Genomic DNA, 13278 nt, shown 5'->3' on the forward strand with positions numbered 1-13278 from the left:
TAACTAGAGTATGATTGCCAGCGGTGGCCGAAGCTTTTTTCGCTGAAGGTCATACCCCTATTTTTGCCTTTCGTTAACGTTGTGGAGCCCTAATGGAAGAGTCGAGTCTGCTCACTTCTGTACTGTTATTTTTATTGGCCGCGGTGATTTTTGTACCCTTGGGCAAACGTTTTGGCGCAGGACCGATTCTGTCTTACCTCGCTGCCGGGGTGATTTTAGGGCCTGGCGGCATGGCACTGGTGTCTGATCCCGCTGCTGTGCTGCATTTTGCCGAGCTAGGTGTGGTATTGATGCTGTTTGTGCTCGGGCTTGAACTCAATCCGAGCAAGTTATGGGAGCTGCGCAGCGCCATCTTTGGTCTCGGCAGTGGTCAGTTACTCCTTTCTTGGGCGGCAATTGGCGGTTTAGCTTGGGGATTTGGCTTATCTATTGAGGCAGCATTAGTGGTTGGCGCGGCGTTATCCTTGTCATCGACGGCTTTTGCGGTGCAGTTGATGAGCGAACATCGATTACTGACTACTCCGCTTGGCCGCGATGCCTTTGGGGTGTTGTTAATGCAAGATCTCGCCGTGATCCCTATGTTGCTATTAACCGCTTACCTTGCACCTAATTCGGCCCAGATTGAGCATCATGCGGTGCCTTGGTATTGGACCTGTATGGCCTTAGTGGGCTTTGTGTTGGTGGGAAAATACCTGTTGCCACGGTTACTTAAACTTGTTGCCAGCAGCGGGGTTCGTGAGGTGTTAACCGCCTTTGCATTATTGCTGGTGATGGGCAGCGCCGAATTGATGGAGTGGCTGGGGCTATCGGCGGGTATGGGGGCATTTTTAGCTGGGATTATGCTGGCAAACTCCAGCTACCGACATCAGCTCGAAACCGATATCGAGCCTTTTAAGGGCTTACTGCTTGGGCTGTTTTTTATGGCGGTCGGCATGAGTATGGATCTCAAGCTGTTTTTAACCGATCCCTTACTTATCCTCGCGATTTTACTGGGCATGCTGCTGATTAAGACCCTAGTGCTAATGCTGCTTGGCCGTTTACGGCACCATACATGGCGCCCGAGTATTGCCCTAGGGCTTATCTTGGCAGAGGGCGGTGAGTTTGCCTTTGTGTTGTTATCGCAGGCGCAATTATCCAGCATAGTGGATGATAAAATCGCCCAAATCTTAGTGCTCGCCATTGGTTTATCCATGGCAGTCACGCCGATGATTTTCACGCTTTTTAGAGCCACTAAACCTAAGGTGGTGGATACTCGTTTACCCGATACCATTAATGTGACTGAATCTGAGGTGGTGATCGCCGGATTTGGACGGGTAGGGCAGATCACTGGGCGGATTTTAGCGTCCTCGGGCATTCCGTTTGTGGCCTTAGATAAAGATGCCAGCCATGTGGATGTGATCCGCAAATACGGCGGTGAGGTCTATTTTGGCGATGCCAGACGCTTAGATATGTTGATGTCGGCGGGGATTGCGCGCTCGCGCCTGTTGCTGCTAGCCGTTGATAATGTTGAGGATTCGATTGAAATTGCCCAGCAGGTTAAAACCCATTTCCCCCATATCAATATCGTCGCCCGGGCGCGTGACCGTAACCACGCCTATCGATTAATGAGCCTTGGGGTGACTGATGTGTTCCGTGAAACCTTTGGTTCGGCTTTATCTGCCAGTGAGAAGATTTTGCAGGGCTTAGGTTTATCACAGGTGCAGGCCAATGAAAGGGTGAAGATTTTTGCCGAGCACGATAAAAAGCTGGTGATCGCCAGTGCTGCCCATCAACATGATTTAGCCAAGCTGATTGATTTATCCAATAAGGGGAAAGCTGAGTTGGAGTCGCTGATGCGTGGCGACCGGGAGAATGTCAGTTAAGTCTGCCAGCTAAAACAACAAGAGAGCCAATGGACTCTCTTGTTTGTTTATGGGCTTAAGGAAAACAGCTTAGAAGCTGTAGCTATATTGCAGCTTCACATTACGCTCTTCGCCCGGCATACCACCGAGGAACATCGCTTTGCTGTAATAGTCTTTATTGAATAGGTTATTGATATTCAATTGTAACTTCCAAGAGTCGGTGGCGTAGCTGATGGCAGAGTCCACTAAGGTGTAGCTCGGCACATATCCATCAGGGATGCCAAAGTCTGTTGAGTGGGTGCTTCTATCATCCACATACTTGGCGCCTAAACTCAGCTCAATAGGGCTGGATAAGGCAAACCAGTCTGCACCATAGGTCACCCAAGCACTGGCGGTCACATAGGGTACCCCTTTTTGGCGGCTGTTGTAGGTTAAACTATTTGGGTTTTGTTTATCCCTTGCATCTTGGTACATGCCATTAAAGTTAACTCGCCACTGATCATTTAGGTGGGCATTAAGATCTAACTCGACCCCTTTGGTATCTTCGCTGCCATCGTAAAAGTATACGGGCACCTCGGCACCTGACACGCCAGCGTTATAGTCTGGGTTGTTGTAAGGCACATTAGTGCGTGAGCTTTTAAAGAACACCAATGATGCTAGCATCTGATCATCAAAGGCTTTAAAGCGCATACCGAGATCGTTACTGACGGATTCTGAGTCTTCGCGGTCGGTATTTTCCCCAGTGATTGAGCCTAAAATGCTATAGGCGGTGCGGCCCTTTGAGTGATTGACGAAAAACGATAAATCATCAATGGGCATATAAGTTAAGCCCAAGTTGTAGGTGACACCATTATCTTTACTATCTTCCTCAGGGGTTGGGCTCGTTTGACTCGCGCTGTAGCGCTCATCCAAGCCTAAGTGCTCATAGCTCTGTTTGATTTCGTTAAAGGCCACGCCAACACGGGTGGTAAAGCCATAACCTAAATAACCCACATGCTGCACGCCTAGACCCCAAGCGCTGACTTTTTTGTTGTAGTTGGCGGTTTTGAGTGGATCGTAGTCGGCAAATTTACCCGTTCCCCAGTTTGGATTACGGATATCGTAAATGTATGGCAGCGAACCACGGTAGATGACGTTGTTTTTCTTGTCTTTAATGACTTGATCTGCATCGTAAATTGAGAATTGCTCGAGGCGAATATCGCGGTCTTCGTAGTTAGCGTTCACCAGTAATTCGTTGTCGATATTGCCGATTTGGAAGTCGTAACGTAGATCAGCAAAATACTGCCATGAGGTTTCTTCGGCATCGAGTTGGCGGTATTCCTGACGTCTGGCGGCAAAGGGATAGAGCACGCCATTTTCAACCAGTGGCGCGCGGGGATCCTGGTTAATCACATCAGTCGATACGCCACCAATCTTGATGTTTCGCTTCCAGTACACATAGTTGTAAGCCCCTGTTTGACGGGCAAAACCTGTGGTGTAGTCGCGATATTGCAACTGCTGATTAAGGAACAGATTATCGGTAAAGTAGATATTGTGGGTCAGCTTGAACCTTAATTCTTCACCTTCATTATCTTTTGCCATGGGAGAAATTAATCCCGCGTCACCGAACGAATAGGGAGTTAAGCCATCACCACTGGCGAGTGATGCCGCCAATTGCTGACGCTGCTCGTCAGTCAGTTGTATGCCCAGCCCTTTAGGATCGTTTATCAAATCTTGCCAAGTGACTTCGCCTGCTGTTTTGCCGCCGACTGAATCGGCATTGTAGATGCGAATTGGATGGCCGATGGAGTCAACGGCAATGGCGTCTTTGATATACGCGCCGGATAGCATCAGATCTTGGCTATCACTTAATACCCACTTGAGTGAGCCGAACACTTCATCACGATCGGCGCCTAAATCACGGTAGCCTTCACTGCGGGCGGTTTTGGCAACTAAACGATAAGCAAGATCATCGGTGATTCCACCCGTGCTATCGATGGCGAGCGAGTAAGTATCCCACTGGCCAACTTCAGTGGTGAATTTGTGTTTGGACTCAAATTGCGGTTTCTTTTCAATCAGGTTGATCACACCGCCCGCGCTGCCCATGCCGTAGAGTCCTGTTGCTGGGCCTTTTAAGACCTCAACGGATTCCACATTGGTTAAAGAGCGAGTGGGGTTAAAGGTGTTACCAAGGCCAGCTCCGCCATACATGCCGTCATAGGTGTAGTTTGCACCGAGGCCGCGAATCACCAAGTTATCCCCAATGCCGTAGTTATTGCCTGCTTGAGTCACCCCGCTGATATTACGAATTAAGTCTTGAAGATTGTCGACTCCTTGGCTGTTAATCAGCTCTTGGTCAACGATAACTACCGCCGCAGGGGTTTCCATCAAGGACATATCTGACTTAGTCGCAAGCCCAGAGTTTTTCACTACGGAGTTTTGTCTGCCGTAGACCGTTATGCGTTCGATGTTTTGATCGCGAGCAGAGGGTGTGTCATCGGCAAAAGCGGTATGTGGTAAAGCACTGAGGCAGGCGAGTGCAATAAGTGATAAACGAAATATAGGTTGTGATACTGACATATAAAGTTCCCCCAAACAGAATGGTCGCGAATGATAATGATTTTCATAACCATTGCAACCTTTGATTGATAGGTCTTGGGAGTTAAATGTTTGTCATCTTTACGTATGATTAACGGTTTGTGGATTAATCCTGTGGTGAGTTTTGCCGCCACTAGGCGCGCAACTTGAAGCAACTCTTAGCCAGATTTCTAATTTGTTTCATTTTTTTTATAAAAAAGTGATTTATTTTTTGGGTTAACCACATCGACTCGGCTTTTTGATCGAGAAACATAACCCGTGATCCCTATCACTCTCATCCTATCCTAATTACTGTTTACGTAAACGTAACATTTAAACGAGTGTTTAAATTTGCGTGGTGTTTCAATTTTGTTAACTTGTTGTTTTTGTTGGTTTTACTCGCTTTCCTTAAGGTGGAGTTCAAAACGCTGTCTGTTTTCTACTTAGGTCGAATAAGGTAAAAGTGGTGTATATATTAATTTTCATTGTGTAATTTAATTACGTATAAAATTACAATGCGCTTAAAGTGGTAAAGTTGTCAGACAAATTTCACTACTACCAAAATAGTAATTATCGCTTTGATTTAAAGTCATTTTAAATCATGCATTTATATTTTAAAAATCACTTTGGTCAGACCAATTTTGTCACGGTTTTTGGTCAAATTTTTTAGCTGTCATGACACTTTTGGATAGTTGCAAATACAAATGTTTGTCTGTAAGTTTTGGTTCTAAACGAACATTTGAATGTTTTGCGGTGAATGTTTGTACATGTTACCCATGTCTTTACTGGTAATGAGTCGTAAACGAGCAAGAGTTTTGCCTCTTGGGAGGGTGAGAAGATGACGGAACAAACTTTAAGTGAGCAGCAATTGAATTCGGCACAGAATAAGACCACTGCGAATGGCACGCTGACCATAGTGGGAAATACTATCCCTGGCCAAGAAGTGATTTTTACCGAAGGTGCGCTGGCGTTGCTTGAGTCACTTTGCCGGGAATTTGCAGCTGAAGTGCCCACCTTACTCGCCAAACGTAAAGACAGACAGACGCGTATCGATAAAGGGGCTTTGCCAGACTTTTTACCTGAAACTCGCGCTATTCGTGACGGCGCATGGAAGATCCGCGGTATTCCGAACGACCTACTTGACCGCCGTGTCGAAATCACCGGTCCCGTTGAACGTAAGATGGTGATCAATGCACTTAATGCCAATGCCAAAGTGTTTATGGCGGATTTTGAAGACTCCTTAGCACCGAGCTGGCAGAAAGTAGTGGAAGGTCAGATTAACCTGCGTGATGCCGTGCGCGGTGAGATTGAATACACAGCGCCTGAAACCGGTAAACACTACAAGTTAGGCCCAAATCCTGCGGTATTAATCTGCCGTGTGCGTGGCCTGCACTTAAAAGAGAAGCACGTTGAATTTAACCAGCAGTCCATTCCCGGCGCGTTATTCGACTTTGCAATGTACTTTTACCATAACTATCGCCAATTGCTGGCGAAGGGCAGTGGTCCTTACTTCTACATCCCTAAACTCGAGAGCCATATCGAAGCACGTTGGTGGGCAAAAGTGTTTGCTTTTGTTGAGGAAAGATTCTGCCTGAAGCCTGGCACCATCAAATGTACTTGTTTGATTGAGACCTTACCCGCGGTGTTTGAAATGGACGAAATTCTCTATGAATTACGCTCAAACATCGTCGCACTGAACTGTGGTCGTTGGGACTATATCTTTAGTTATATCAAAACATTAAAGCGCCATAGCGACCGCGTGTTACCTGACCGCCAAGCAGTGACTATGGATACGCCTTTCTTAAGTGCCTATTCAAGACTGCTGATCAAAACCTGCCATAAACGTGGCGCACTGGCGATGGGCGGCATGGCGGCCTTTATTCCAGCGAAGGATCCCGCTCAGAACGAAACCGTGTTGCAACGGGTGCGTAAGGATAAAGAGCTTGAGGCTCGCAATGGTCACGATGGGACTTGGGTCGCTCACCCTGGTCTTGCGGATACGGCGATGGGGATTTTTAACGAATATATCGGCCAAGATCATCAAAACCAATTGCATATCACCCGTGATGTGGATGCACCGATTCTCGCCGCTGAGTTATTAAAGCCCTGTGATGGCGAGCGCACTGAGCAAGGGATGCGCCTGAATATTCGCATCGCTCTGCAATACCTTGAGGCGTGGATCAGTGGCAACGGTTGTGTGCCGATTTACGGATTAATGGAAGATGCGGCAACGGCGGAAATCTCCCGCGCCTCGATTTGGCAATGGATCCAACATGGCAAGTCACTCTCAAACGGCAAACCTGTCACGAAACAATTGTTTAAAGACATGCTGGTGGAAGAGTTAGCAAACGTGAAAAAAGAAGTGGGCAGTGACAGATTCACTCACGGCAAATTTACCCAAGCGGCGGTATTGCTTGAGGATATTACCACTTCGGATGAGTTGGTCGACTTCTTAACCTTACCCGGTTACGAGATGCTAACTGCTTAATTATAAATGCGTTAACACTTAATGCGTCCTATGGAATGCGTTATGGCGGTGAAACCGTCAATTAAACCAATGGGCAGGGTGACGCGGTGGGGCAGCGTCACTTGCTACAACATCATACAGAAAGGAGTGACACTATGACTAAGGCAACACAGACTTCACGTCAGGCGCAGATTGACGCGATCAAAAAAGATTGGGCAGAGAATCCACGTTGGAAAAATGTTCGTCGCCCATACACTGCAGAAGAAGTCGTGGCACTTCGTGGTTCAATTGTTCCAGAGAACACCATTGCCAAACGCGGCGCTGCTAAACTGTGGGATTTAGTCAACGGTGGCGCAAAAAAAGGTTATGTGAACTCGTTAGGTGCACTGACTGGCGGCCAAGCTGTACAGCAAGCCAAAGCCGGTATCGAAGCGATTTACCTGTCAGGTTGGCAAGTGGCGGCCGACGCTAACTTAGCGGGCACTATGTACCCAGACCAATCTTTATACCCAGCTAACTCGGTTCCAGCGGTCGTTTCACGTATTAACAACTCTTTCCGCCGTGCTGACCAAATCCAGTGGAGCAATGGGGTTAATCCGGAAGATGAAAACTTTGTCGATTATTTCCTGCCGATTATTGCCGATGCGGAAGCCGGTTTTGGTGGCGTACTGAATGCGTTCGAATTGATGAAGTCAATGATCGACGCAGGCGCCGCCGGTGTGCACTTTGAAGACCAATTAGCCTCTGTGAAAAAGTGTGGCCATATGGGCGGTAAAGTATTAGTGCCAACCCAAGAAGCGGTACAAAAACTGGTTGCAGCACGTCTGGCTGCCGACGTAAGCGGTGTTGAAACGCTGGTTATTGCCCGTACCGATGCGAACGCAGCGGATTTATTAACCTCTGATTGCGATCCGTACGATCGTGACTTTGTGACTGGCGAGCGTACCAATGAAGGTTTTTATCGCGTTAACGCAGGTCTCGACCAAGCGATTTCTCGCGGTCTAGCCTACGCCCCTTATGCGGATTTAATTTGGTGTGAAACCGCTAAGCCTGACTTAGAAGAAGCACGCCGCTTTGCTGAGGCAATCCATGCTCAGTACCCAGACCAATTACTGGCCTACAACTGTTCACCTTCGTTCAACTGGAAGAAAAACTTGGACGATGCAACGATTGCCCGTTTCCAACAAGCACTATCAGACATGGGCTACAAGTACCAATTCATTACTTTAGCGGGTATCCACAACATGTGGTACAACATGTTTGACCTAGCTTACGATTACGCTCGTGGTGAAGGTATGAAGCATTATGTTGAGAAAGTTCAAGAAGTTGAGTTTGCGGCAGCGAAGAAAGGTTACACCTTCGTGGCGCATCAACAGGAAGTGGGCACAGGTTATTTCGACCAAGTGACTACGGTTATCCAAGGTGGTCATTCATCGGTGACTGCGCTGACTGGCTCGACTGAAGAAGAGCAGTTTTAAGCGAAGTCTGTTGTATCGCGAATAGGTTCTACCCGTAAGATGTTGTACCCGTAAACCCTGTGTTTAGCTGCATTGCAGCTGTTGTCCCCCGTGCAGTTCGCCTACATGTGCTGCACGGGTTTTTAAGTCAACTCTTGTGACTTAACTTCCCACCCAGTCAATACTTTGCTTGCCTGTGCTTGGCGACTCTCTGAGTCGCTATTTTTTTATCTAATTGATTATTCTGGTGCAACTCTGACTCGAGTTGGTGCAATTTTTTAACCGTTTTACAAAGACTTAATACTATCTCATTGTTATTCAATGGCTATTTATCTTGGCCTAAATAATGCTGTGAATTGGCCGTAAAACTTAGCATTCACAGTGAGGTCACCGTCATGAAATATTACAGTCGTCGTTTAGTCAAACCTGAACATTTAAATCCTGCAAATACCCTATTTGGCGGCCAGTTATTGAGTTGGATTGACGAGGAGGCGGCTATCTTTGCTGCATGCCAGATGAAAAGCACCAGCCATGTGACTAAGCTGATTTCTGAAATCAATTTTATGACGCCGGCGCGCCAAGGGGATGTGTTGGAATTTGGCTTAGAGCTTGTCAGCCTCGGGCACAGTTCCATTACGGTCAGTTGCCAAGTGCGTAATAAGATGACGCAGGCGCCAGTGGTGAGTATCGATAAGATGGTGTTTGTAAATGTGAATGCGCAGGGATTACCGGTTCCCCATGGTATTCGTGCTAATGCGGCCTAAGGATTGAGCCCCGATAAAGCAGAGTGACGCATGGGCGTCACTCTGAGTCTTTAGTAAGATCTTCTTTGACCGATTTCACTGCATCTCTTGAAGCATGACCAATGGCTTTGGTGGTGTCGCGGGTGGCATGACCAATCTCTTTGGTGACATCCTTAGTGGTGGTGCCGATAGCGCGCCCCGCATCCTTTAAATCGGCGCAGGCCGTGGTGACAAGTAGCAATGGCAGTATGAGGAGTGTTGCTTTTTTCATGGTTATTCATCCTGAAAACTAACGGTTGCCTCGCAAGATACCAAATAGTTACGCAAAACGCCTTAATAATCTTGCTAATGCAATTTGAGATGGGGATGAATAATGCGACTAATACCTTTAGCAAACATTAAAAGGCTGCCTTTTACCACACCGTGCAGTTCAATTAAATGTCGCCGATAGAGAGAAGTGTAAACAAAGCGAGCGATTTTACCTTCGACCATCACTCCACCGCCGATAAATGACAGCAAGTTGCCTACGGTATGAAACTTCGACAAGTTAACGAGCGACCCAAGATCTTTATAAACATACTGATGACGGGCGTCTTGTCCTGCAAGCAGTAGCATGATATTGTCGGCCGTCATGAGTGCCATTTGCCGTGCTGATTGCCCCCTTGGTGGAACAAAAGTACCGTTGGGTTGTGGGCAAGCAGCACAGTCACCGATTGCAAAAATATGCGGGTCGCGGCTGGTTTGCATATTCTGTTTTACCACCAACTGGTTGATATGGTTGGTTTCTAGTCCACCAATTTCCTTCAGAAAATCCGGTGCCTTTACCCCTGTAGACCAGATCACTAAATCGGCGGGGATCATCTGCCCATCTGTTGTGGTCAGCCCCGTTTCATCCACCTGATTAATTCGTGTTTCAGTCATGACCTTAACGCCGAGCGCGGCTAATTCTTTGGTCACTGAGTCTGAAATTTCGCGCTTTTCTACTTTAGGTAAAATCCGTTTATCAGCTTCAATGAGGGTGACCTCCAAAAGACGTGAATCGATGTTATAGCCAAATCCGCGCAACTGATCCACGGCATGGTGCATTTCCGCAGACATTTCTACTCCAGTGGCCCCTGCACCTACAACAGCAATTTTAATTTTATCGGCCAGCAGGCTATGGCTTGCATAACGGAGAAACTTATTCAGCAAAATTTTGCGGATTGCCATTGCTTGCTCTGTATTATCAAGAAATTGGCAATGTTCACGTACGCCTGGAATGTTAAAGTCATTAGCGATACTGCCAATGGCGACCACTAAATAGTCATAATCAATATGACGAGATGGGAGTAGTACATCACCTTTATCATCACAAATCGCAGACAGCACTACTTGTTTGTTTTGTCTATCGATATCCGTCATAGCGCCCTGTTGAAAGTGATAGCCATGGGCGGCTGCATGGCTTCGATAGCTTAAAGCGTCGATACCAACATCGAGTGCGCCAGTCGCAACCTCATGCAGTAGTGGCTTCCAAATATGGCTTTCAGCACAATCGATTAACGTTATCTTTGCTTTTCCTTTGCGCCCCAGTTTGTGGCCTAATTTTGTCGCAATCTCCATCCCGCCAGCACCACCACCCACGATAACAATGTTTGCTATAGCCATGCCGCTTATTCCTATTCGTTGTGTTGTTAGATTGTGCAGAGGGTAAGGTTGTGAAACAAAATATTAACCTTAGCTTTATGTCTCAAGCAATGAGGCCATATGTTGGGAAGTGAGTCAGGAATAATGATTATTTATTGATTTTATTAGTCTTATTTTTTTATGGGGGTTGAGTGTATGATTATGCTGATCGCAAATTGTGATATGTGTCGTGTCACTTTTGGGTGAAGTGTGCGCTGGCTCACCTGTTTGTGTCGGGAGAGTTCTTTGAACTGAAACGCTTTATGCCGCTTGTGAGCACCATCGTCATCAGTTAACTAAATCCTAGGGCGCATTGATGTATCGAGATTACATTTCATTCCGACAAGCCAGTGCTCGCGAAACGAAGAATAATGCGTAGTTATTCTACTCAAATGACATGCGCTCTTAATGACAGAAAGTAAGAGCATGTGCTTGTCTGACGAACTCTTCGGGCAGCGTTTCTGCTGCGTTATTCTCCGTTTATGTCGGATGATTACACAGCACGGATTTTGCCTTGTATAAACACCAGCCAAATTGCTCCAAAAAACTGAAACGTCAACACGCCCTAGGCATGAGATCACAATTGCTTGCTGCAGCTTTGACTAAAGTACTTAACAAAAAGGCCAAACGTTGGTTTGGCCTTTGGGATAATTGGGCATTTGACGCTACATGCCCACGGCGAATGGTGTTCTATGCCTGTTCTAGCTTGGCTAAACGTTGCTGATAGTCTTGGATTAGGTGCTGCATAATTTCTTCAGGAGCGGCCTTGTCGCAACAGGTATCGAGGAAAATTTTAAAGGTGACGAGCGCATGACCATCATTTTTAAGTCTATCGCTTTGCATCGAAAAATAGGCTTCTTCATTTTCGGCTTTACGGACGACAAACTTACTGGTTTCAAAGGATTTAGTGCCTGAGAGTTCATGCCATTTGGTGATACGGTTTAATGCAATTTCACTCGATTGGTTTAATTCAATGTGGTTTAACCAACTTGCGGTATGTTCGGGATCTTTGTAATGCGGACATCTAACTGTGTAGTTATATACATGAGTAATTGCTGTCATAGCGTACCTACCTGTAGAGGATGTTGCTGCCATCATAGGCATCGTTTTTGAATTCGGTCAATCATTAATTACGCTGATACCGTCCTAGATAAATCACCGTTTTTACAAGTGTTTTTATATAAAAATGAGCGAGTTAATTTATTTGCCATAGCTGTTATTTAGCATGAGTTTTTAACGAATAACTTTGGGCTATCTCTCAGTTTTGCACTCAAATTCGTTTTTGCTTAACTACTGCGCAATAAAGCACCAATTAATGATAGGTATAAAAATGTTTTGATGAGTATGCTATTTAACATTAGCAAAATATGAGGGAAGTGCATGGTTGATGAGGGCTTGAATGGACAGAGGCCCGTTCCTTAAAACGGGCCTCTCAGCTGGCTTCATCTTTTGCAGGGAAAAAGCGAACTGGAACCAGTCTAGCGGATTTGTAACAGCATGTAACACACCAAGATCACGTTTTTGCGCTATTTGATGGAATTTTCGATCTGCGCGATCTCAATTGCCGAAGATTAAGGCGTTACGGCGGTTTTTGCTGTGATGATGTGGTGTTAAAGGTGTCTTTGATGCATAAAAAGAAAGGCCCAAACAAGGGAACTTGTTTGGGCCGATTCTATGTCGTTAGCTTGCGCTAGCCGAACAACATCCTGTCAATTGGCGCGCTGATAGGCGTTAGAGCTTGTATGACTTATAACGCATTCGTGAAGATCTGGCAGATCTCTTCATGGGTTGCCTGTTTAGGGTTAGTGAAACCACAGGCATCCTTCAAGGCGTTTTCAGCCAGCGTTGGAATATCTTCCGCTTTAACCCCGAGTAACGTCAGGTTTTCTGGAATATTTACCGCAACGGATAGGGCTTTAATCGCGGTGATTGCAGCCGCAGCACCTTGCTCATCCGTCATATTGGCAACATCGACACCCATCGCTTTGGCGATATCTTTTAAGCGATGCGGTACCACTTTAGCGTTGTATTCTTGCACATGGGGTAATAAGAGGGCGTTACACACACCGTGGGGCAGATCGTAGAAACCGCCTAATTGGTGCGCCATGGCATGCACATAACCTAAGCTGGCGTTGTTAAAGGCCATACCCGCTAAGAATTGCGCATAGGCCATCTGCTCACGGGCTTCAATATCTTGGCCTTGTTTTACCGCATTCACTAAGTTGCCTTGGATAAGTTCAATGGCTTTAATGGCGCAGGCATCGGTAATTGGGTTCGCAGCGATAGACACATAGGCTTCAACCGCGTGGGTCAGCGCGTCCATGCCCGTTGCAGCAGTGAGGCTTGCTGGTTTTTTCAGCATCAGCTCTGGGTCATTCACAGACAGTAATGGGGTGGTGTGTTTATCGACAATTGCCATTTTGATATGGCGAGCTTCGTCAGTGATGATACAAAAACGGGTCATCTCGCTGGCGGTGCCGGCGGTGGTGTTAATGGCTACTAATGGCAGTTGTGGCTTAGCGGATTGGTCTAAGCCTTCGTAGTCTTTGATG

General features: G+C 46.6%; 9 protein-coding genes. 4 read left to right on the plus strand and 5 right to left on the minus strand.

Annotated elements, in window-relative coordinates:
• The first annotated feature begins 92 nt into the window (after positions 1 to 92).
• Positions 93 to 1862 (plus strand): monovalent cation:proton antiporter-2 (CPA2) family protein, encoded by a 1770-nt coding sequence (locus L976_RS15405; protein ID WP_047538093.1) that lies wholly within the window; start codon positions 93 to 95, stop codon positions 1860 to 1862.
• 69 nt (positions 1863 to 1931) lie between these two features.
• On the opposite strand, the gene L976_RS15410 is transcribed toward L976_RS15405, so the two are convergent.
• The gene (locus L976_RS15410) at positions 1932 to 4400 is read right to left on the minus strand and encodes a TonB-dependent receptor (protein ID WP_047538096.1); all 2469 of its coding nucleotides are present in this window, start codon (positions 4398 to 4400) and stop codon (positions 1932 to 1934) included.
• 835 nt (positions 4401 to 5235) lie between these two features.
• On the opposite strand from L976_RS15410, the gene aceB reads away from it, so the two are divergent.
• From aceB to L976_RS15425, 3 genes are all read left to right on the plus strand, one after another.
• Positions 5236 to 6885: a malate synthase A gene (aceB, locus tag L976_RS15415; RefSeq protein WP_047538100.1), complete on the plus strand. Its 1650-nt coding sequence runs from the start codon at positions 5236 to 5238 to the stop codon at positions 6883 to 6885.
• Between the two features lie 134 nt (positions 6886 to 7019).
• The gene (gene aceA, locus L976_RS15420) at positions 7020 to 8342 is read left to right on the plus strand and encodes an isocitrate lyase (RefSeq protein WP_037416008.1); all 1323 of its coding nucleotides are present in this window, start codon (positions 7020 to 7022) and stop codon (positions 8340 to 8342) included.
• 374 nt (positions 8343 to 8716) lie between these two features.
• On the plus strand, positions 8717 to 9085 hold the full coding sequence (locus L976_RS15425) for an acyl-CoA thioesterase (protein ID WP_007646510.1): 369 nt from the start codon (positions 8717 to 8719) through the stop codon (positions 9083 to 9085).
• 37 nt (positions 9086 to 9122) lie between these two features.
• Here the strand turns inward: L976_RS15425 and L976_RS15430 are convergent, their stop codons facing one another.
• From L976_RS15430 to L976_RS15445, 4 genes are all read right to left on the minus strand, one after another.
• Positions 9123 to 9335 (minus strand): hypothetical protein, encoded by a 213-nt coding sequence (locus tag L976_RS15430; RefSeq protein WP_037425550.1) that lies wholly within the window; start codon positions 9333 to 9335, stop codon positions 9123 to 9125.
• Between the two features lie 74 nt (positions 9336 to 9409).
• On the minus strand, positions 9410 to 10708 hold the full coding sequence (locus L976_RS15435; RefSeq protein ID WP_037416017.1) for an NAD(P)/FAD-dependent oxidoreductase: 1299 nt from the start codon (positions 10706 to 10708) through the stop codon (positions 9410 to 9412).
• A 708-nt stretch (positions 10709 to 11416) separates the two neighbouring features.
• A complete protein-coding gene (locus tag L976_RS15440) occupies positions 11417 to 11788 on the minus strand; it encodes a hypothetical protein (RefSeq protein WP_037416019.1) in 372 nt (123 codons plus the stop codon).
• A gap of 685 nt (positions 11789 to 12473) precedes the next feature.
• Positions 12474 to 13278 (minus strand): iron-containing alcohol dehydrogenase (locus tag L976_RS15445; protein ID WP_047540585.1); only part of this gene is annotated, 805 nt, incomplete at its 5' end.

Origin of the sequence: Shewanella sp. ZOR0012 (assembly GCF_000798835.1) — a bacterium.
Lineage (GTDB): Bacteria > Pseudomonadota > Gammaproteobacteria > Enterobacterales > Shewanellaceae > Shewanella > Shewanella xiamenensis.

What these genes read in the sequence shown, in the direction of transcription:
- L976_RS15405 (WP_047538093.1), top strand. Translation starts at nt 93, where the DNA reads ATGGAAGAGTCGAGTCTGCTCACTTCTGTACTGTTATTTTTATTGGCC.
- L976_RS15410 (WP_047538096.1), bottom strand. Translation starts at nt 4,400, where the DNA reads ATGTCAGTATCACAACCTATATTTCGTTTATCACTTATTGCACTCGCC.
- aceB (WP_047538100.1), top strand. Translation starts at nt 5,236, where the DNA reads ATGACGGAACAAACTTTAAGTGAGCAGCAATTGAATTCGGCACAGAAT.
- aceA (WP_037416008.1), top strand. Translation starts at nt 7,020, where the DNA reads ATGACTAAGGCAACACAGACTTCACGTCAGGCGCAGATTGACGCGATC.
- L976_RS15425 (WP_007646510.1), top strand. Translation starts at nt 8,717, where the DNA reads ATGAAATATTACAGTCGTCGTTTAGTCAAACCTGAACATTTAAATCCT.
- L976_RS15430 (WP_037425550.1), bottom strand. Translation starts at nt 9,335, where the DNA reads ATGAAAAAAGCAACACTCCTCATACTGCCATTGCTACTTGTCACCACG.
- L976_RS15435 (WP_037416017.1), bottom strand. Translation starts at nt 10,708, where the DNA reads ATGGCTATAGCAAACATTGTTATCGTGGGTGGTGGTGCTGGCGGGATG.
- L976_RS15440 (WP_037416019.1), bottom strand. Translation starts at nt 11,788, where the DNA reads ATGACAGCAATTACTCATGTATATAACTACACAGTTAGATGTCCGCAT.